The sequence below is a fragment of the Williamsia sp. M5A3_1d genome (assembly GCF_053345315.1).
The window spans coordinates 1,491,450-1,511,857 of the sequence record NZ_JBKEZX010000001.1 but is presented as its reverse complement, the minus strand read 5'-3'; the positions used below and the strand labels follow the sequence as shown (position 1 = coordinate 1,511,857).

At 69.8% G+C, this 20,408-nt stretch carries 17 protein-coding genes; 12 read left to right on the top strand and 5 right to left on the bottom strand.

The window, feature by feature from the left end; all coding sequences use genetic code 11:
- Positions 1–2 precede the first annotated feature (2 nt).
- The 8 genes from ACLBW1_RS07070 to ACLBW1_RS07035 all read left to right on the top strand — a co-directional run bounded on the left by ACLBW1_RS07070 (position 3) and on the right by ACLBW1_RS07035 (position 9,202).
- Positions 3–1,499, top strand: a complete 1,497-nt coding sequence (locus tag ACLBW1_RS07070; protein ID WP_447810932.1) for a condensation domain-containing protein — start codon at positions 3–5, stop codon at positions 1,497–1,499.
- A complete protein-coding gene (locus ACLBW1_RS07065) occupies positions 1,480–2,880 on the top strand; it encodes a condensation domain-containing protein (protein WP_447810931.1) in 1,401 nt (466 codons plus the stop codon). The genes ACLBW1_RS07070 and ACLBW1_RS07065 overlap by 20 nt, the downstream gene beginning before the upstream one ends.
- A 51-nt stretch (positions 2,881–2,931) precedes the next feature.
- Positions 2,932–3,816, top strand: a complete 885-nt coding sequence (locus ACLBW1_RS07060; protein ID WP_447810930.1) for a sulfurtransferase — start codon at positions 2,932–2,934, stop codon at positions 3,814–3,816.
- A complete protein-coding gene (locus ACLBW1_RS07055; protein WP_447810929.1) occupies positions 3,813–4,262 on the top strand; it encodes a SufE family protein in 450 nt (149 codons plus the stop codon). The genes ACLBW1_RS07060 and ACLBW1_RS07055 overlap by 4 nt, the downstream gene beginning before the upstream one ends.
- A 19-nt stretch (positions 4,263–4,281) precedes the next feature.
- On the top strand, positions 4,282–5,724 hold the full coding sequence (locus tag ACLBW1_RS07050; protein ID WP_447810927.1) for a condensation domain-containing protein: 1,443 nt from the start codon (positions 4,282–4,284) through the stop codon (positions 5,722–5,724).
- A 104-nt stretch (positions 5,725–5,828) separates the two neighbouring features.
- Complete coding sequence (locus ACLBW1_RS07045; protein WP_447810926.1) at positions 5,829–7,625, top strand: acetyl/propionyl/methylcrotonyl-CoA carboxylase subunit alpha; 1,797 nt, start codon at positions 5,829–5,831, stop codon at positions 7,623–7,625.
- Positions 7,626–7,666: 41 nt separating this feature from the next.
- Complete coding sequence (locus tag ACLBW1_RS07040; protein ID WP_447810925.1) at positions 7,667–8,056, top strand: GNAT family N-acetyltransferase; 390 nt, start codon at positions 7,667–7,669, stop codon at positions 8,054–8,056.
- A 132-nt stretch (positions 8,057–8,188) separates the two neighbouring features.
- Positions 8,189–9,202, top strand: a complete 1,014-nt coding sequence (locus tag ACLBW1_RS07035; protein WP_447811181.1) for an alpha/beta hydrolase — start codon at positions 8,189–8,191, stop codon at positions 9,200–9,202.
- A gap of 88 nt (positions 9,203–9,290) precedes the next feature.
- Here ACLBW1_RS07035 and ACLBW1_RS07030 read toward each other — a convergent pair whose 3' ends face one another.
- The 4 genes from ACLBW1_RS07030 to ACLBW1_RS07015 form a co-directional block, all read right to left on the bottom strand.
- Complete coding sequence (locus tag ACLBW1_RS07030; RefSeq protein WP_447810924.1) at positions 9,291–10,514, bottom strand: acyl-CoA dehydrogenase family protein; 1,224 nt, start codon at positions 10,512–10,514, stop codon at positions 9,291–9,293.
- An 88-nt stretch (positions 10,515–10,602) separates the two neighbouring features.
- Positions 10,603–11,109 carry a histidine phosphatase family protein gene (locus ACLBW1_RS07025; protein ID WP_447811179.1) on the bottom strand — a complete coding sequence of 169 codons (507 nt, stop codon included), beginning with the start codon at positions 11,107–11,109 and terminating at the stop codon, positions 10,603–10,605.
- 44 nt (positions 11,110–11,153) lie between these two features.
- Positions 11,154–11,975 carry a CbtA family protein gene (locus ACLBW1_RS07020; protein ID WP_447810923.1) on the bottom strand — a complete coding sequence of 274 codons (822 nt, stop codon included), beginning with the start codon at positions 11,973–11,975 and terminating at the stop codon, positions 11,154–11,156.
- Positions 11,976–11,987: 12 nt separating this feature from the next.
- Positions 11,988–12,221: a CbtB domain-containing protein gene (locus ACLBW1_RS07015; RefSeq protein ID WP_447810922.1), complete on the bottom strand. Its 234-nt coding sequence runs from the start codon at positions 12,219–12,221 to the stop codon at positions 11,988–11,990.
- 281 nt (positions 12,222–12,502) lie between these two features.
- On the opposite strand from ACLBW1_RS07015, the gene ACLBW1_RS07010 reads away from it, so the two are divergent.
- From ACLBW1_RS07010 to ACLBW1_RS06995, 4 genes are read left to right on the top strand one after another with little or no spacing between them, the layout of a single operon-like run.
- Entirely contained in the window at positions 12,503–17,371 is a 4,869-nt protein-coding gene (locus ACLBW1_RS07010; RefSeq protein ID WP_447810921.1) for an ATP-dependent helicase, read from the top strand.
- Position 17,372: 1 nt separating this feature from the next.
- Positions 17,373–18,155: an Fpg/Nei family DNA glycosylase gene (locus ACLBW1_RS07005; RefSeq protein WP_447810920.1), complete on the top strand. Its 783-nt coding sequence runs from the start codon at positions 17,373–17,375 to the stop codon at positions 18,153–18,155.
- A gap of 52 nt (positions 18,156–18,207) precedes the next feature.
- Positions 18,208–18,630, top strand: a complete 423-nt coding sequence (locus ACLBW1_RS07000) for a PPOX class F420-dependent oxidoreductase (RefSeq protein WP_447810918.1) — start codon at positions 18,208–18,210, stop codon at positions 18,628–18,630.
- Positions 18,631–18,664: 34 nt separating this feature from the next.
- Positions 18,665–19,564 carry an SDR family NAD(P)-dependent oxidoreductase gene (locus tag ACLBW1_RS06995; protein WP_447810917.1) on the top strand — a complete coding sequence of 300 codons (900 nt, stop codon included), beginning with the start codon at positions 18,665–18,667 and terminating at the stop codon, positions 19,562–19,564.
- A 12-nt stretch (positions 19,565–19,576) separates the two neighbouring features.
- Here the strand turns inward: ACLBW1_RS06995 and ACLBW1_RS06990 are convergent, their stop codons facing one another.
- Entirely contained in the window at positions 19,577–20,401 is an 825-nt protein-coding gene (locus ACLBW1_RS06990) for an SDR family oxidoreductase (RefSeq protein WP_447810916.1), read from the bottom strand.
- Between the last annotated feature and the right edge of the window lie 7 nt (positions 20,402–20,408).

The following is a 20,408-nucleotide window of genomic DNA, read 5'->3' as shown; positions in this document are numbered from 1 at the left end:
AGGTGATCATCGACATGCTCGCGCACTGGAACCCGGGCCGAGGGACGCTGATGGAGGTGCGGGCCACCGCGGACTCCCTGGCGGCGGCCGCCTGCGCCCCGGCGCATCCCACGCCCGCCTCGTTCCTCCAGGAGAACCATCTCCGCGGAACCCACGCCGCCGCCGAACGCGGGGATCAACACTCCGCCTACCTCACCGCCACCACCGAGGTGGACGGCGACTTCGACGCCCCGGCGCTCGTCCGCGCGCTGCGGCGCTTCACCACCCGTCACGACGGGTTGCGGTGCTGGTTCGACGTGTCCCACGGCGCGGTCACCCGCCACCTGGTCGACACCGATGACGTCGACTTCCGGATCGATCGCGTCGGCGAGGTCGACGACTACGGCTATCTGACCGGCGTGGAGGACACGAACCGTTTCCGCGACCACGCCACGACACGCTTCGAGCGCGAGGCGACCGCCCTGCACTGGCCCGGGTTCGCCGTCGGGGTGGTGGTGCGCCCGCACGACTTCACCCTCTTCATCGGGTGCGACCACGCCCTCAGTGACGGCGTGTCGCAGGCGATGTCGCTGGCCGAGGTCGCCGACCTCTACTACTCCGAACGCGACGGGACCGAGGTGGGACCGTTCACCGCCGCCCCCACCGGCTCGGCGGTCGCCTATGCCGTCGCCGAGCGGGAACGTGCCGCTCGATTCACGCCCGACTCCCCCGAGGTGCAGGCCTGGTGTTCGGCCGCCGCCCCCACCGGGGGTGGCATGCCGAGGTTCCCGATCGATCTCGGCCTGGCCGACGGGGAGAGTGCACCGGTGCGGCCGGTGAAGTTCGACGTCCTCGACGCAGCAGGTGCCGACGAGTTCGAACGCATCTGCCGCGCCCACGGTGCACGGATGATCGGCGGCATCACCGCTGTGCTCGCCATGGTCGATCGCGAACTCGCCGGTGTCGACGACTATTTCACCATCACCGCCCTGGCCGACCGGACGCTGGCCGACGTCATGCTGACCCAGGGATGGTTCTGCCGGTTCGCGCCCGTCGCGTTCGCGGTCGACACCGCGCGCACCTTCACCGAGCTCGTCGGTACGGCGCATGCGGCCTGCGAACGTGGCGCCGCCTGCTCCGAGGTCCCGGTCCCGGCGGTGATCACCGCGATGCTCGCCGCCGGGGCCGCTCCCGAACGCGTCCTGGTCACACCACAGCTGCTGTCGTACATCGATTTCCGCCGTTTCCCGATGGCGGGGACGCCTGCCTACGACCGCGGGATGCAGTCGACGGGCGAGGGGCGGACCGCGAATGCCTCGATGTGGTTCAACCGGGACGACCGCAGCCTGTATCTGGGTTCGCAGATCCCCGACACCCCGCGGGCGACGACCGTGCTCGCCACCCACCACCGGCGGATCCGGGAGATCTTCGCCGACATCGTCTCCTCCGGCGACCATGTGATCGCCGACGGTCCCGACGCACGCGTGAAGAGGTCATCGCTTGCGCGTCACCACGATTGACCGGTTCGCGCCCGCCCCGGGGACGCTCGTCGCGTGGACGGTCGACGCGACGGCGAGCACCGCCGTGGTCTCGGCCGTACCCCCGTCGTTCAACCAGAGCCATCACCTCGCCACGGCAGCAGCCGATCCGAACGGGGAGAGCACCTGGCTCGCGGCCTCGTTCGACGTCGACGGGTCGGTCGACCTCAAGGCCATCGAGCGCGCCTTCCTCGCCCTCATCACCCGTCACGGCACCCTGCACAGCGGATTCGTCCGCACCGGCGGAAGCATCGTCCGCCACCTGCACGACCCCGCCGCCCTGCAGCTCATCGCGTCCGCACCGAGATCGCTGACCACCACCGCCGCGGTGCGCGACGCCCTCTGGGAGGGATTGCGCCACGACTGCACCCCGTTCGGTGACCCCGGCTGCCACCTCGCCGCCATCGACCGTCGAGACCGCTCCACGATCGTCTGCGGGTTCGACCACGCGCACGTCGACGCGTACTCGATGGCCATCGTCGTCGACGACCTCGCCCGTCTCTACGAGGGATACCGGGCCGAACCGGGCGCGTTCGACCCTCGCGTCCTGCCGCCCGCGGCGAGCTTCGTCGACCACTGCGCCGACGAGGCCGACGACACGCGCGACTTCTCACGGCACCCCGCCATGCGGCGGTGGACGGAGTTCTTCGCCCGCCACGATCGCCGACCCCCCGAGTTCCCGCTCGACCTCGGACTGTCACCGGGTGACCGTGCCCGCCAGGCCGTCGACGTCCGTGAACTGCTCGGGCCGCGCGACACCGCGGACTTCGCCGAGGCGTGTGCCGACGCGGGATCGAGTGTGTACGCCGGGCTCCTCGCCGCGATGGCGCACGCGGTGCGAGACCTCGGCGGGTCCGCCGAGATGCCCGTGCTGTTCCCCATGCACACCCGCCGCTCCCGCCGATGGGAGAACGCGGTCGGCTGGTTCACCACCAACGCGCCGGTCACGATCACCGTCGACGCCGACCTGCCCGCGACGATCGCCCGGGCCGGACCGGCCGTTCGCGAGGCCGTCGCACTCGGGGAGGTCCCGCTCCCCCGGGTGCTCGAGGCCATCGGCGGTCTTCGAGCGGGTCGCACCGACATCTTCATGGTCTCCTACGTCGACTACCGCCGACTGCCCGGCGCGCACGCACACGACGCCGTCGACGCGACCCACATCTCCAACGTGACGACCGCCGACGACGCCCAGTTCTGGATCTCCCGCACCGGGGGCGGACTCGCGCTGCGCACCCGGTACCCCGACACCGCCGTCGCGAGGACGACGATGGCGGCCTTCCTGGACGGTGTCGGACGACATGCGTCGGCCGTGGCGGGCGACTCGCCTCGCGGGCGTGTGACGACCGACTGCGTCGACCACTAGGCTCGTCGTCAAGCAGCGCTCGATCATCTTCTAGACCGCGGGAGCCTCGCAGTGACAGTCCCCACCGATCCCCATCCCGGCTTCGCCGCCTATGCCCACCCCGAACGGCTGGTGAGCACCGAATGGCTCAGCGCCCATATCGGGACCGAGGGCCTCAAGGTGGTGGAGTCCGACGAGGACGTGTTGCTCTACGACATCGGACACATCCCCACCGCGCAGAAGATCGACTGGCACCTGCATCTCAACGACCCGGTGACGCGCGACTACATCGACGGCGAGCAGTTCGCCGAGCTCATGCGCAGCAAGGGCATCCGGCGCGACGACACCATCGTCGTCTACGGCGACAAGAGCAACTGGTGGGCGGCCTACGCACTGTGGGTGTTCACCCTGTTCGGTCACGCCGACGTGCGTCTGCTCGACGGTGGACGTCAGGCCTGGTTCGCCGAGGACCGCGAGACCAGCTTCGACGTGCCCGACCTGCCCCGGTCGGACTACCCCGTCGTCGCGCGTGACGACACGACCATCCGCGCGTTCGCCGACCAGGTGCGCGACGTGCTGGGCACCGAACCTCTCATCGATGTCCGTTCGCCGCAGGAGTACACCGGCGAACGCACCCACATGCCGGAGTACCCGCAGGAGGGTGCGCTGCGCGGGGGACACATCCCGACCGCGGTGTCGATCCCGTGGGCCAAGGCGGCGGCACCCGACGGACGGTTCCGCAGTCGCGCCGAGCTCGAGGAGATCTACGGCGAGTTCGCACCCGATGCACCGACCATCGCCTACTGCCGTATCGGCGAGCGATCCTCGCACACCTGGTTCGTGCTGACCCATCTGCTCGGGTTCACCCGTGTCCGCAACTACGACGGTTCGTGGACGGAGTGGGGCAACGCGGTCCGGGCGCCGATCGTGACCGGCCCCGAACCCGGAACCCGGTGACGCTGCCCGCCGCGCTCGCCGAGATCGTCGACGATTTCGGCGCGCTCGCCGAGTCCGACCGCGTCACCCTCCTGCTGGAGTTCGCGAACGAGTTGCCCGCCCTGCCGGAGCATCTGCAGACCGAGGCGATGGAACCGGTGCCGGAGTGCCAGTCGCCGGTGTTCCTGTCCGTCGACGCCTCCGACGCCGGCGCCGTGCGCCTGTACTTCAGTGCGCCCCGCGAGGCGCCGACCACACGCGGGTTCGCGTCGATCCTGCACCAGGGTCTCGACGGGGCGGCGGCGTCCGACATCGTCGCGGTGCCCGGCGACTTCTACACCGACCTGCACCTCGACACCGTGGTCAGCCCGCTGCGCCTGCGCGGTATGGCCGGGATGCTGGCCCGGATCAAGAGCCAGGTCGCAGCGCAGACCGATGTCCCCCGGTCCGCGGTCGATCCCGCCTGAGTGACGGGGCGCCGCCGGAGTGAAGTTCACGCAGATGATGGACCAGCCGGTGGAACCCGGCGGACTCGTCGAGTGGTCCGCGCAGACCCCCGGCGGGTTCGCCCACTGGCATGCCGATCCCCGACCCACCTCCCACAACCACGAACTCCACCTCCGCTCGGCCCTGGAGTACCGCTGGCGCACCCACCGCGAGGGTGGCCGCGAGTCGTGGCTGGGCCTCGCCATCGAGTTCGACGAGCCGATGTCGGTGCCGGCGATCCGCGCCGCACTCACCCGGTGGATCGACCGCCACGAGGTGTTGCGCAGCCATGTGGTGGTCAAACACACGGGGATGCAACGGTTGTCGACCCCGCCGGGGTCGGTGGTGCTGAAGATGGGTCGTGTCGGCTGGTACAGCGAGGCGGGTCCGCTGCTCGATCAGCTCGCCGGCGCCTTCGACCGGGCCACCGCACCCCTACAGTGGCCCGCCTACCTCTTCGCGACGGTCGCGCGGGAGAAGACCTTCACCCTGCTGTTCGCCGGCGACCACTCGCTGCTGGACGGCTACTCCCTCATCCTCGCCCAGCACGAACTGATCGAGCTCTATCACGCCGCCCGTGAGAGGCGTGCGGACCGACTCGCACCCGTCGGCAGCTACGTCGACTTCAGCGCGAACGAGCGTCGCGTGGCCGACGAGGCCGACGCCGACCACCCCGCGGTCGCGGCGTGGCGCGACTACCTCGCCGACAACGACGACGAGATGCCCCGATTCGAGGTCTCGGCGCAGCGGCGTACCGGGCCCGAGCCGGGTGCGGTGTCGACCGAGGACCCGGGCGACGCCACCGGTCCACCGCAGTCGTCGGTCACGATGGACCTGCTCGACGACGACGAGGCCAACCGTTTCACCGCGGTCTGCTCGGCGGCGGGCGGGAACCTCTTCGCCGGGATCCTGGCCGCGCTCGCGATCGCCTACCGCGGATGCGGCGGCGGCGACGTGTTCCGCGCGATCACCCCGCGCCACACCCGGGACGAGGGACGCTGGCTGGGGGCACTGGGATGGTTCGTGTCGACGACCCCGCTGCGCCTCGACACCTCCGGCGTCGTCGCCTTCGACCAGTTGGTCACCAGGGCCACCGCCGAACTCCGCGGCACCCGCACCGCCGCAGGACTGCCGTTCCTGCGTGTGGCCGAACTGCTCGGCTACGCCGGCGACCCGAAGTTCGTCATCTCCTTCATCGACACCCGTCACGCACCCAACGCCGCCGCGGCCGACGCCGGCGCGGCGCGGGTCCTGCGGTCGCACAGCTACGCCGACGACGAGGTCTTCATCTGGGTCAACCGGACACCGTCGGGTGTGCGCATCTCGGCGCGGTTCCCCGCGCTGGGCCGCACACATTCCGACGTGAGCCGGTTCCTCATCGAGTTCGGCCGGGTGGTCCGTGAAGTCGGTGATCGAAGTACCTTCGCGCAACGCGAGGACTGACAGGACCGATCAATCGCTCGGTGCGTTAGGGTGCTCTTCGGGGTCCGCCAGGAAGCCTCTGCAGACGCCCACACGACGACGCCCAGTACGCAACAGGAGAACCAGTGCCCAGTCATGCCAGCTCGGTGATCAGCAAAGTCCTCGTCGCCAACCGGGGCGAGATCGCTGTCCGCGTGATCCGCGCAGCGCGTGATGCCGGGCTGGGAAGTGTCGCGGTCTACGCCGAACCCGACGCCGACGCGCAGTTCGTGAAGCTCGCCGACGAGGCCTTCGCGCTGGGTGGTCAGACCTCGGCCGAGTCGTACCTGGTGTTCGACAAGATCCTCGACGCAGCCGCGAAGTCCGGCGCCGACGCCATCCACCCCGGCTACGGCTTCCTGTCCGAGAACGCCGAGTTCGCCCAGGCCGTCATCGACGCCGGCATCACCTGGATCGGCCCGTCACCGCAGTCGATCCGCGACCTCGGTGACAAGGTCACCGCCCGCCACATCGCGCTCAAGGCGAACGCCCCCATGGCCCCGGGCACCAAGGACCCGGTCAAAGACGCCTCGGAGATCGTCGCGTTCGCCGAGGAACACGGCGTACCGGTGGCGATCAAGGCTGCGTTCGGTGGCGGCGGCCGCGGCATGAAGGTCGCATACACGATCGCCGAGATCCCCGAACTGTTCGACTCCGCCACGCGTGAGGCCGTCGCCGCGTTCGGTCGCGGTGAGTGTTTCGTCGAGCGATACCTCGACAAGGCCCGTCACGTCGAGGCCCAGGTCATCGCCGACCAACACGGCAACGTGGTCGTCGCGGGCACCCGCGACTGCTCGCTGCAGCGCCGGTTCCAGAAGCTCGTCGAGGAAGCCCCCGCGCCGTTCCTGACCGACGAGCAGCGCGCCAAGATCCACTCCTCGGCCAAGGCGATCTGCCGTGAGGCCGGCTACTACGGGGCCGGCACCGTGGAGTTCCTCGTCGGCTCCGACGGTCTCGTCTCGTTCCTCGAGGTGAACACCCGCCTGCAGGTCGAGCACCCGGTCACCGAGGAGACCTCGGGAATCGACCTGGTGCGACAGCAGTTCCGCATCGCCGCGGGCGAAGAACTCACGATCAAGGAGGACCCGACCCCGCGCGGACACTCCTTCGAGTTCCGCATCAACGGCGAGGACGCCGGTCGTGGCTTCCTGCCGGCCCCCGGACCCATCTCGGTCTACAAGGAGCCGACGGGCCCCGGTGTCCGCGTCGACTCCGGCGTGGTGCAGGGCGACGTCATCGGCGGCGGTTTCGACTCGATGCTCGCCAAGCTCATCGTCACCGGCGAGACCCGCGATCAGGCGCTCGAGCGGTCACGTCGCGCTCTCGAGGAGTTCCAGGTCGAAGGTCTCGCGACGGTCCTGCCGTTCCACCGCCACATCGTGTCGAACCCGGCGTTCATCGGTGACGGCGAGGGCTTCGAGGTCTACACCAAGTGGATCGAGACCGACTGGGACAACCCGATCGAGCCGTACACCGGTGGCCAGCCCATCGACGACGACGAGGCCACCCCCCGCCAGAACGTGATCGTCGAGGTCGGCGGCCGCCGCGTGGAGGTCTCCCTGCCCGGCGATCTCGCACTCGCGGGCTCGGGCGGTTCGGGCAACGGCGGCGCGATCCGCAAGAAGCCGAAGGCACGCACCCGCACGAAGGGCGGCAACGTCGCGGTGTCGGGCGACGCGATCGCTGCACCCATGCAGGGCACCGTCGTCAAGGTCGCCGTCACCGAGGGCCAGGAGGTCACCGCCGGTGAGCTCGTCGTGGTCCTCGAGGCGATGAAGATGGAGAACCCGGTCACCGCCCACAAGGACGGTGTCGTGACCGGCCTGTCGGTCGAGCCGGGCTCCGCGGTCACCCAGGGCACCGTCCTGCTCGAGATCAAGTAGCGCGACACCCCGCCGCGACCGGCGAGGTCTGACGCGACGCCATGGAGACCGTCGAGATCAACGCAGGCGCCTGGTATCTGCGTGGGCTACGGGACGACGATCGCGTCAGCGACGTCCCCGCGCTCGCCGAGACCGGGCTGCTGTGGGCGGGCGATGGCACCGACGGCGAATCGGCCGCCCGGTTCGTGCGCGACGTGCAGACGTGGTGGTCGCAGGAGACCCGGTTCGTGTGGGCGGTCTGCGAACCCACCACCGGAGAGCTCATCGCCCTGATCGGCCTCGTCCGCGATCCCCGACCACCGGGCGACCGTGCCACCGTGCACACCGCGCACCGCGTCGGGGCGCGCGAGGCGCTGTCGGTGGGTCTCGCCGCGGTGACGCGTTTCGCCGAGGGCGCCCTCGACCTCACGGTGTCGCCCCCACAGGTGTGACCGGCCGACGAGCGACCCCCCGCGCGCGACAGATCGATCAGGTGGTGTCGCCGATCGCTCGCCGCACCCTATGATCAGGGTCATTCACGTCGAAAGGTACGACACTTGTCTCACCGGATTGCGGTCCCGCGCCTGCGCTCGCGCCTGTTGACCGTCGCTGCGTCCGTGGCCGTCGCGCTCACCCCACTCGCCGTCCCGGCGGCATCGGCGGCGCCCACCCTGCCCGCACCCGGTGTGACCTCCACCGACGGTTCCTCGCTGGTCACGGTGACCCCGGTCAACGACCGTCAGCTCAACATCGAGGTGCGCTCCGCCGCGATGAACAGGGTCATCCCGCTCTCGGTGATCCTGCCCCGCGACCGCTCCGTCGCCCGTCCGACGCTGTATCTCCTCAACGGCGCCGGTGGCGGCGAGGACGCCGCCACGTGGGAGCGCCAGACCGACGTCGTGAAGTTCTTCTCCGACAAGAACGCCTACGTCGTCACCCCCAACTCGGGCGCCTACAGCTACTACACCGACTGGCAGCGCGACGATCCGGTGCTGGGCCGCAACAAATGGTCGACGTTCCTCGGCACCGAGCTCCCGCAGGTGTTCGACAAGGCCTTCGCGACCAGCGGCCGCAACGCCATCGCCGGCATCTCGTCGTCGGGTTCTGCGGTGCTCGACCTGGCCATCGAGCATCCCGGCGTCTTCAAGGCGGTCGGCTCGTACAGCGGTTGCGCGGCCACGTCGACCCCGCTCGGCCAGGCCTACGTCCGTCTCGTGGTGGAGACCCGTGGCGGGACCACCGCCACCAACATGTGGGGTCCGTACAGCGGCCAGGGGTGGCGTGACCACGACGCCGTCCTCAACGCCGCGAAGCTGCGGGGCACCAGCCTGTACGTCTCCGCGGGCAGCGGCATCCCCGGCAAGTACGAGAACCCGGCCGGTGTGCGCCCCGGCAACGACCTTGCCTCGCAGATCATCCTCGGAGGCCCGATCGAGGCCGCGACCGACGGCTGCACCCAGCAGCTGCGGACTCGCCTCGCCCAGTTGAAGATCCCGGCCACGTTCCACTTCCCGGGCACCGGCACCCACTCGTGGGGCTACTGGGAGGACGAGTTGCATCGGTCGTGGCCGCAGCTCGGCCGCGCCATCGGCGCCTGACCGCCCGACCCGTACGAAGACGACGACCGCCGGACCCTGAGGGTTCGGCGGTCGTCTTCCGTCTCGGGTGCGATCCGGTCCCGTGCGACTACTTCGCGGCGAGCAGACCCTTGGCGACGTGGGTCACCTGGATCTCGTTGCTGCCGGCGTAGATCATGAGCGACTTCGCATCACGGGCCAGCTGCTCCACGCGGTACTCGGCCATGTAGCCGTTGCCGCCGAAGAGCTGCACGGCCTCCATCGCGACGTCGGTCGCCGCCTTCGAGGAGTACAGCTTCATCGCCGACGCCTCCGACAGGCTGATCGACTTTTTGTCCTTGCCGCGCTCGAGCGCGCTGAAGATCATGTTCTGCACGTTGATCCGTGCGATCTCCATCTCGGCGAGCTTGAGCTGGATCAGTTGGAACTGCCCGATGTTCTTGCCCCACAGGGTGCGGTTGCGGGCGTAGTCGACCGAGAGCCGCAGGCACTCGTTGATGATGCCCAGCGACAGCGCGGCGATCCCGACACGCTCCATGGTGAACCCGGCCTTGGCGCCCTCGCCGCCGCGGGTGTCCGCACCGGTGTCCTCGGTCTCGCCGAGCAGACGGTCGGGCGACACGCGCACGTTGTCGAAGAACAGTTCACCGGTCGGCGAACTCATCATGCCCATCTTCTTGAACGGCTTGCCCTGCGTGAGACCTTCCATGCCCTTGTCGAGCACGAACGACAGGACCTTGCGGTCACGGATGGGCTTGCCGTCGCCCTCGTCGAGCTTGGCGAACACGACGATGGTGTCGGCGTAGGGACCGTTGGTGATGAAGGTCTTCTGGCCCTTGAGGATGTAGTCGTCGCCGTCGCGCTTGACCGTCGTCTTCATGCCACCGAGGGCGTCGGAGCCGGAATCGGGTTCGGTGATGGCCCAGGCGCCGATCTTCTCCAGGGTGACCAGTTCCGGGAGCCAGCGCTTCTTCTGCGCCAGCGTGCCTTTCGAGCGGATCGTGCCGACGGTCAACTGGCAGACACCCAGCGACGCGATGATGCCGAGGCTGACACCTGCGAGCTCGGTGTTGAGCAGCATGAAGGTGCTGTCGCCCATCCCGCCGCTGACGGCGCCGGGCTTGGCATCCCCCGTCGCCTCGGACTCGAGTTCCCGCTCGAGTCCCTCGCGGGCCATCTGGTCGACACCGAAGGTGGTGTAGAGCTTGCGCGCGATGTCGTAGGGCGGCAGCACGCCGGTCTCGAGTTCGTCGAGGTGCGGGCGCACCTCCTTGTCGATGAAGCCCCGAAGTGCATCGCGGATCATCAGATCCTCGTCGGACCACTCGTACATGCCCACTCCTCCTCGTGCCGTCGACGACACAAAAAATGAATTCTGTTTCAGTTCCGCTCACCAGAGTGACAGTTACATCCGCGGATGTCTACAACCCTCGGACGAGTGGTGTCCGTTCGGCGATGGTGTGTACCGAGGCGGGCCGGATGTCGACCGAGAAGTATCCCGCGACCCCGGCCGTCCCCAGGTGGGCGACGACGGCCTGCACGACCGGCTTGGCCACGACGACAACGAGCGGTGCGGGCGGAGATCCGTCGGTGGGTCCGATCCGGGGTGCGATCCACGCGGCCACGCGCGCGACGAAGTCCGCGACACTCTCGCCTCCGTGCGGCGCACTGGTGACGTCGGAGAACCAGAGAGCGAGCGCATCGGTCGCGATCTCGTCGGGAGCGCGGCCCGTCCACGAGCCGAGGTCGATGGATCGCAGCTCCTCGACGACGGCCACGCGGTCGCCCAGGGCCTGCGCGGTCTCCACCACCGACGCCTCGGGGCCGCTGAGCACCACGGCGGGGCGTTCACCGATCGCCTCACCCACCGCACGTGCGTCCCGCCGACCCCGATCGTCGAGATCACACGACTCCGCACCGAACCGCAGAGCGCGATTCGGTGCGGAGCGAGCGGCTGCGACGAGCCTGATGGTCAGCGGACCTGCGCGGAGTCGGGCCGGGTGCTCTGCGCATCCGTGGACCGACGGGCGAGACGGGTGAGGACCACCGCGAACACCAGCCCCAACACCGCCCACAGGATCATCTGGTTCGCGATCGAGTAGAACCGGAACGTCCCGACCACGTCACCGGGGAAGCCCGGGAACGCGATCGTGCCGTCGGGCGAGCGCAGCGCGGTGGGCACCTCGTCGAAACTCGGCAGCACCGCCATCGCGACGCCGACGATGGCGAGGTAGCCGACCGCCGACACGATGATCGCGTAGAGACCACCGATGCGCGGCAGCAACCAGAACGCCAGCACCACCGCGGCGATCGCGACGGCGAGAGACACCAGGGTCATGGTGAGGTACGAGCCGCTACGCGCACCGATGGTGTCGTCGTCGCCGACCGCAGGCGGATTCGCCGGATACTTCCCGAACGGCACGAGATACACCGCGACGAAACCACCCAACGCCAGCAACCCGGCGACCACACGCGGATCCACCAGCGGGTACCGGCGGCCGACGTAGGCCCACAGCACCGTGAACACGACCGCGAAGATCGCGCCCATGGCCAGACCGAAGACGATCGAGCCGACACCGGCCCCGATGTTCTCCTGCACCGACCGCGTGAAGACCTCACCGTGCTCGTGGGCACCGTGCTCGCCGGCGAGCATCTCCTCGGCGTGGCTGCGACCTGACTCGTAGTCGATGGCCTTCGCGACCTGGGGTTCGATGAAGATGCGGGCGAACACGAACGCGAACAACCCGGCGACGAGACCCGAGATCAGGCCGGCGCCGATGAATTTCTTCTCCATGGCCTGCCCCGCTCAGTGGCAGGGGAAGCCGAGGAAGTGACGTGCGTCGTGCACGAACTCGTGGACGTGGGTGTCGGCGCCGAAGACCGAGACCGCTCCCTGGTCGTAACCGAGGAAGTAGTAGGCCAGCGCGGCGATCGCGGTGGTGGCGGTGAGCCACAGCGCGGTGTCGATCACCGAGACGTCGGGGGTGTCGAGGACCAGCGGGCCCGAGGCCCTACGGGTGGCGACGGATGTGGTGGACATGGATCTCCTCTCGCGGGATGACGCGTCCCGCGTGGTGTGGATGGGATGACCGGGCATCGGATATCTGACTGACGCCCCCTGACCTGCAGGGGACCACACAGTGGCGCGACCGTTCCGGAATGTCACCGGATTCTCCGTGTGCTCGGCTGGGTGAACTGTATGGGCGGCGATCGCTGCTGGTCAACAACGATGGCTGCGGGTGTCGTGCCGCTGATCGTCGACGACGGCGGGAACGACCACGGCGGAGGACGACTGTCGTACCCGTGGTGGATCATGGACCGATGACCACCTCCACGGATGTCGACGTGCTGGAACGCTTCAGCGCACCGACCCGTGACTGGTTCACCGGCGCCTTCCGCGAACCCACGCCCGCCCAGTCGGGGGCGTGGACCGCGATCGCCGACGGATCGCACACCCTCGTCGTCGCGCCCACCGGTTCGGGCAAGACGCTCTCGGCGTTCCTGTGGGCGCTGGACCGGCTCGCCCGTGAGCCCGCCACGCCCGCACAGCCGGCCACGTCGACCAAACCCACCGCGTCGACCAAGTCCGCCGCGTCCACGAGGCCCACAAAGGACGCGCCGGCGAAACGACAGACCAGTGTTCTGTACATCTCGCCGCTCAAGGCGCTCGCGGTCGATGTCGAGCGCAACCTGCGCGCGCCGTTGGCGGGCATCACGCGCTCGGCGGCGGCCCTGGGTCTGCCGGTCCCCGAGATCACCGTCGGCGTCCGATCCGGTGACACCCCCACCGCGCAACGTCGCCTGCTCCTCAAGACCCCGCCCGACATCCTCATCACCACGCCCGAGTCGCTGTTCCTCATGCTCACCTCGTCGGCGCGCGAGACGCTGACGTCGGTGCACACGGTGATCATCGACGAGGTGCACGCGGTGGCGAGCACCAAGCGCGGCACGCACCTGGCGCTGTCGTTGGAGCGCCTCGACGACCTCCTCACGACACCCGCGCAACGGATCGGGCTGTCGGCCACGGTGCGGCCCGCCGAACGGGTGGCCGGCTTCCTGGCCGGTTCGGCGCCCTGCACCATCGTCTCGCCGCCCGCCGCGAAGACCTTCGACCTCACCGTCGACGTCCCCGTCCCCGACATGGCCAACATCCCGGCGCCACCGGGGCCCGACGAGTTCGACGACGAGGCAGCCCCCACGGCGGGGTCGTTGTGGCCGTTCGTCGAGTCGAGCATCGTCGACCTCGTCGAGAAGAACCGGTCGACGATCGTCTTCGCCAACTCCCGCCGTCTGTCGGAGCGATTGACCGCCCGCCTCAACGAGATCCACGCCGAGCGCACCGGGGCGGCCGGCGAACAGGAACCCAACGACGCCGTCCCCGGGGGCGCGCCGGCGTACGTGATGGGCAGCGGTGCGAGTCAGGGTGCCGACCCCGTGCTCGCCCGCGCCCACCACGGTTCGGTCAGCAAGGAGCAACGCGCCCTCATCGAGGACGACCTCAAGGCCGGTCGCCTACGCTGCGTCGTGGCCACGAGCTCGCTGGAACTGGGCATAGACATGGGTGCGGTCGATCTCGTCATCCAGGTCGAGACACCACCGTCGGTCGCCAGCGGACTGCAGCGGATCGGTCGTGCGGGCCACCAGGTCGGCGAGATCAGCCGCGGGGTGCTGTTCCCGAAACACCGCGCCGATCTCATCCACGCGACCGTCGCCGTGTCGCGGATGAGAGACGGCCTCATCGAGGAGATCCGGGTACCCGCCAACCCCCTCGACATCCTCGCCCAGCAGACGGTGGCGGCATCCGCCGTCGACGAACTCGACGTCGAACAGTGGTACTCGACCGTGCGACGGGCCGCGCCGTACGCGACACTCCCCCGCTCGGCCTACGACGCCACCCTCGACCTGCTCGCCGGGCGCTACCCCTCCGACGAGTTCGCCGAACTACGTCCCCGCGTGGTCTGGGACCGCGACGCCGGCACCATCACCGGCCGGCCCGGCGCCCAACGTCTGGCCGTCACCTCCGGTGGCTCCATCCCCGACCGCGGGTTGTTCGGGGTCTTCATGGTCGGCGAGAAGGGCACCCGCGTCGGCGAACTCGACGAGGAGATGGTCTACGAGTCCCGCGTCGGCGACATCTTCGCCCTCGGTGCATCGAGCTGGCGGATCGAGGACATCACCCACGACCGGGTGCTGGTCTCCCCCGCCGCGGGGTCACCGGGTCGGTTGCCGTTCTGGATCGGTGACGCCGTGGGTCGCCCGAGCGAACTCGGCGCGGCCATCGGCAAGTTCGTCGGCGAGATCGGTCAGGGACTCGGCGGTGTCGGCGCACGCGGCGAGGGCTCCGACGGGCTGACGGTCGCCTCCTCGAGCGCCCTCGACGAGCGCGCACGCGATCTGGGGCTCACCACCTACGCCCGCGACAACCTCGCGACGCTGATCGCCGAACAGAAGGACGCGACCGGGTACCTCCCCACCGACAAGACCCTCGTCATCGAGCGCTTTCGTGACGAGCTCGGCGACTGGCGGGTGATCCTGCACTCCCCCTACGGCTTACGGGTACACGCGCCATGGGCGAGTGCCATCGGGGCACGCCTGCGCGAGCGTCTCGGTCTCGACGGCGTGGTCACCGCATCCGACGACGGCATCATCGTGCGACTACCCGACACCGACGACGAGCCGCCGGGCACCGCGATCTTCACCGTCGACCCCGACGAGGTCGAGCAACTCGTGACCGACGAGCTCGGCGGATCATCGTTGTTCGCCAGTCGATTCCGCGAATGCGCGGCGCGCGCTCTGCTGCTGCCCCGTCGCAACCCCGGCCGCCGCGCACCGTTGTGGCAGCAGCGCCAGCGCAGCGCCGCCCTCCTTCAGGTCGCAGCGCGGTACCCGCAGTTCCCGATCATCCTCGAGACCCTGCGTGAGTGCCTGCAGGACGTCTACGACCTGCCCGCACTGACCGAACTCCTCACCGGCATCTCCTCCCGCACCATCCGCATCGTCGAGACCGAGACGACCACGCCGTCACCGCTGGCGGCATCGCTGTTGTTCGGTTACGTCGGCGCGTTCATGTACGCCGACGACGCCCCACTGGCCGAGCGGCGGGCCGCGGCGCTCTCGCTCGACACCGCCCTGTTGGCGCAGCTGCTCGGACGTGTCGACCTGCGCGAGCTGCTCGACCCCGGCGTCATCGCCGACGTCGAGGCCAAACTGCAACGCACACATCCCGATCGACGTGCTCACGACATCGAGGGCATCGCCGATCTGCTGCGGTGGCTCGGACCGCTCACCGACGCCGAGATCGCCGACCGTTTCTCCGATCCGACGGCCGAACCCGACACCGACGACACCGGGTCCGACGGGGTCCGCACACCCCCCGACCCGACACCACTGCTGGCGACGCTGCAGACCACCGGGCGCATCATCTCGGTCAACCACGGTGGGCGTGTGCTGTGGGCGGCCGTCGAGGACACCGCTCGTCTGCGCGACGCCTTGGGAATCCCTGCGCCGCTGGGTATCCCGGCCGTGTTCACCGAGCCCGTCGACGACCCGGTCGGTGACATCGTCGCCCGCTACGCCCGCACCCACGCTCCGTTCACCGTCGCCGAGGCGAGCGCGGCGACCGGCCTGCCCGTCGCCGTGGTCCGCGACACCCTGGCCCGGCTCGCCGTCGCCCGCCGAGTCATCGAGGGCGACTTCCGCCCCGAGCCCGCGGGCACCGGAGGCGACTCGCAGCAGTGGTGCAACACCGATGTGTTGGCCCAGATCCGCCGCGGCTCGCTGGCCGCCAGCAGAGCCGAGATCGCCCCGGTGTCGGTCGATGCGTTCGCGCGCTTCCTCATCGACTGGCAGCACGTCGACCCGACCGCACAATCCCGCCTACGCGGTATCGACGGTGTCGCGACGGCCGTCGACCAGCTGGCCGGGCTGCCGATCCCCGCCTCGGCCCTGGAATCACTGGTGCTGCCCAGCCGGGTCGTCGACTACCAACCGGCGATGCTCGACGAGTTGTTCGCCTCCGGCGAGATCGCGTGGGCCGGTCACGGCCGGCTCGGCACCTCCGACGGCTGGATCAGCCTGCACCCCACCGACCTCGCGCCGGTCACCCTTCCCGAACCCGTCGACATCGACACCAGCGCCACCCACGAGGCCATCATCGAGACACTCGCCCGCGGCGGGGCCTACCAGTTCCGCCAGCTCGCCACGGTTCCCGCGGCGGCGGTCGAGAGGCCCGCCGACGCCACCCCGACCGGACCACCTCAGGCGGATCCACCGCAGGCGGTGAACACACCGACGGATGACGACGTCGAGCGATCGCTGTGGGACCTGGTGTGGGCCGGACACGTCAGCACCGATTCGTTCGGGGCGGTGCGGGCCCTGCTGAGCCCGCGTCGCGTCGGCAGCGCGCCCCGCGGCAACCCGGCGCACCGCAGTCGCGGCCGCGCGCCGCGGCTGCGGGCCCACCGCCTCACCACGCGCTACCTCACCGAGAACCAGCTCGGCACCCGTGCGACCCCACCCACGGTGGCCGGCCGATGGTTCGCCCTGCCCGGGCGCATCGACGACGCCACGGTCGCGGTCCACGGCACCTGTGAGCAGCTGCTCGAACGCTACGGGGTCGTCACGAAGGGGTCGGTGACGGGCGAAGAGGTGCCCGGCGGTTTCGCGCGGGTCTACAAGGCGCTGAGCGGTTTCGAGGACAGCGGCAAGGTCCGCCGCGGCTATTACATCGACGGCCTGGGCGGCGCGCAGTTCGCGGCGGTAGGCACCGTCGATGCCCTCCGCAAGCATTCCGTCGACGCCACCGAGAACCGGTCGGGACCCCCGGTCGCCGTCGTGCTCGCGGCGACCGACCCGGCCAATCCGTTCGGCGCCGCGCTGGGCTGGCCGGAATCCGAAGGGCACCGCCCCGGGCGCAAACCCGGGGCGCTGGTGGTGATCGTCGACGGCCACCTCACGTTGTTCGTCGAACGCGGCGGGAAGACCGTTCTCACGTTCGACGCCACCGCGGACCGCGTGGCGCCCGCCGCGGCCGCCCTGGCCGAGGTGGTGCGGTCCGGGCGCGTCAGCAAGTTGCAGATCGAGCGGGTCGACGGCGAGGCGGTGCACGGCACCGAGATCGCCGCGGCCTTCGTCGAATCCGGTTTCACCGCCACCCCCCGCGGGATCCGGCTGCGACACATGGCGCGCTGAGGTGCCCGAGGGTGACACCGTCTATCAGGCGGCGGCACGCATCAGGCGTGCCTTCGAGGGAAAGACGCTGGCGTACTCACAGTTCCGCGTGCCGCGGTACGCCACGGTCGACCTCGCCGGACGTACCGTCGAGTCGGTGCGTTCGGTCGGCAAGCACCTGCTCATCGACGTCGGCGACGACCTCGCGATCCATTCGCACCTGAAGATGGAGGGCGCGTGGCACGTGCACCGCATCGGAACCCGGTGGCGCAAGCCGGCGTTCACCGCCCGGTTGGTGCTCCGCACCGATTCCGCGGAGGCCGTCGGATTCGACCTGGGCACGTGCGAGATGCTGGCCTCACCCGACGCCGCACTGGCCTACCTCGGCCCCGACCTGCTCGGTCCGGGGTGGGACGCCGACCGCGCCGTCGAGATGATCTCCTCCGACCCGGCACGGCCCATCGGGTTGGCTCTGCTCGACCAGCACCTCATGGCCGGTGTCGGCAACGTCTTCCGCTGTGAGGCGTGTTTCCTGCAGGGCATCGATCCGCGACGTCCGGTCGCCGACGTCGACGTCCCCGCGATGGTCGATCTCTGCCACCGGCTCCTGCAGGCCAATCGCACCAACCGTGTCCGCACGACCACCGGGGTCACCGTCAACGGCAGGCGGTACTGGGTCTACGGGCGCGGCGGGCGGCCGTGCTTCCGGTGCGGCACGCCGGTGAGCCGCGACTTCCTCGGCGAGCCCGACGGTTTCTCCGACACCGACCGCGTGCTCTATCACTGCACGACGTGCCAGACCTGAGCGGCGAGGGAGCGTCCCGGAATGGACCCGCCACCCAGGCGTTGACCCAGGCATGGAACTCCCCGAATCGGCTCGCGCCCTGATCGGCGCAGGCGCTGATGCGACGCTGGTGACGATCGACCCCGACGGAAGCCCGCAGGTCTCGCTGGTGTGGGTGGCGTTGCGGCGCACGCCGGACGGCGACGAACTGCACACCGCCCACCTCGGCGTGTACCGCAAGGTGCGCAACATCCGTCGCGACGGACGGGTCGCGCTGACCATCCTCGGGTCCGACCCGGGATCGATGATGACGCCCTACCTCTCGATCAGCGGCACCGCGGACATCCTCGAGGGCGGGGCACCCGAACTGCTGACGGAACTCGCCGCGACACTCGCCCCGCCCGGGACCGCGTTCCCGCCGCCCGACGCGCCTCCCGGCTACATCACGCGCATCCGCATCGACAAGGTCGGCGGGGTCGGGCCCTGGGCGAGCTGACTCCCGGGGGACATCCGCCTCTAGGGTGGATCGCATGGCCAACGATCAGCAGTGGACACCGGCACGACTAGGCGACCGGAGCGGACAGCGGGTGATCGTCACCGGGGCCACGAACGGGATCGGCCTCGCCACCGCGCACTCACTCGCCCGGGCCGGCGCCCACGTCATCCTCGCCGTGCGCAACGTCGAGCTCGGCGAGAAGCGCGCCGCACAGATGGGTGGGTCGACCGAGGTCTCCCACGTCGATCTGTCGGATCTCGCGTCGGTGCGTGCGTTCGCCGATCGGCTCACCGACGACGTCGACGTGCTGATCAACAACGCCGGCCTCGTCGCGCAGAAGCGCGAGAAGACCACCGACGGGTTCGAGATGTCCATCGGGACGAACTTCCTCGGCCCGTTCGCGCTCACCAACCTGGTGGCGCCGCGCGTACGAGCACAGATCATCAACGTCGGGTCCGACGCCCACAAGTTCGCGACCCTCGATCTCGACGATCTGCACCTGAGCGATGCGCGCTGGAACCCCATGGGCGCCTACGGGCGATCGAAACTCGCCGTCATGCTATGGGGTCTCGAACTCGACCGTCGACTGCGGGAATCCGGCTCGGCGGTCACCACCGCCCTCACCCACCCGGGATGGGTCGCGTCGAACCTGTCGAACGTCTCCGACGCACCGTTGATGTCGGTGTTCCACACCGTCACACAGACGATCGCGAAGACCCTGGCCAACGACACCGACGCCGGCGCGGCGCCCACGCTCTACTGCATGACCGAACCGATCCCGCCTGGCAGCTACGTCGGCATCGACAGTCGCCTCGGACTCAAGGGCGGACCCACACTGGCCGGACGCACCGCGCACGCCAGTGACTACGCACTCGCCGCCCGCCTCTGGGATCGCGCCGAATCGGAGACCGGGACCACCTGGCCCGTCGGCTGATCTGCCGCGACTTCAGCGCTTGCGCGTCGCGACGGACAAGACGAGGTCGTTCACCCTGGTCGGGGACAGCCCGCTGAGGGCGACCTGCACGCGGCTGGGGGTGTCGCACAGGTAGCGGGCCTTCGGCCGCTTGTCGGTGAGGGCCTTCTCGACGGCGACGGCGACCTTCTCCGGCGGCACGGCAGCCTTCTGCAGCCGCGGGAGCAGACGCCGCATCCCGGCGTTCTGCTGGGCATAGAGGCGACGGTGCTCGTCGGACAGACCCGCCTCCATCGCATCGAAGTCGTCGAGGATCCCGGTCCAGATGTCGGTGCGTGTGGTCCCCGGTTCCACCAGCGACACCCCGATCTTCCACGGGCGCAGCTCGATGCGCAGCGCGTCGGCGAGTGATTCCAGTGCGTACTTCGACGCGCTGTAGACACCGGTGCCCGGCGTGGTGACGCGGCCGCTGACCGAGGAGATGAAGACGATCCGGCCCCTGGTCGCGCGCAGCAGCGGCAGCACCGCCTGCGTCACGGCGATCTGGCCCGTGACGTTCACGTCGAGCTGTCGACTGATGTCCGCGGGCGGGACACCCTCCACCGGTCCCTGCACCACGATGCCCGCGTTGTTCACCACGGCGTCGAGCCGGTCCGGCAATGCCTCGGCGAGTCCTGCGACATCGCCGGGATCGGTGACATCGAGGCGGACGGGGTGCACGTTCGCGATCTCGCCGAGCGCCGCGCGGTGGGCGTCCGACCGGGCTCCCGCGTACACCTGCCATCCCGCAGCGGCGAGGCGCTCGGTGGTGGCGAGGCCGATTCCGCGACCGGCTCCGGTGACGAGAACTGCGGGCATGTGTGCT

Excerpts from the sequence above, each read along its gene's own strand:
- ACLBW1_RS07040 (WP_447810925.1), top strand. The coding sequence starts at position 7,667 with ATGGAGACCGTCGAGATCAACGCAGGCGCCTGGTATCTGCGTGGGCTA.
- ACLBW1_RS07030 (WP_447810924.1), bottom strand. The coding sequence starts at position 10,514 with ATGTACGAGTGGTCCGACGAGGATCTGATGATCCGCGATGCACTTCGG.
- ACLBW1_RS07020 (WP_447810923.1), bottom strand. The coding sequence starts at position 11,975 with ATGGAGAAGAAATTCATCGGCGCCGGCCTGATCTCGGGTCTCGTCGCC.
- ACLBW1_RS07015 (WP_447810922.1), bottom strand. The coding sequence starts at position 12,221 with ATGTCCACCACATCCGTCGCCACCCGTAGGGCCTCGGGCCCGCTGGTC.
- ACLBW1_RS07010 (WP_447810921.1), top strand. The coding sequence starts at position 12,503 with ATGACCACCTCCACGGATGTCGACGTGCTGGAACGCTTCAGCGCACCG.
- ACLBW1_RS07000 (WP_447810918.1), top strand. The coding sequence starts at position 18,208 with ATGGAACTCCCCGAATCGGCTCGCGCCCTGATCGGCGCAGGCGCTGAT.
- ACLBW1_RS06995 (WP_447810917.1), top strand. The coding sequence starts at position 18,665 with ATGGCCAACGATCAGCAGTGGACACCGGCACGACTAGGCGACCGGAGC.
- ACLBW1_RS06990 (WP_447810916.1), bottom strand. The coding sequence starts at position 20,401 with ATGCCCGCAGTTCTCGTCACCGGAGCCGGTCGCGGAATCGGCCTCGCC.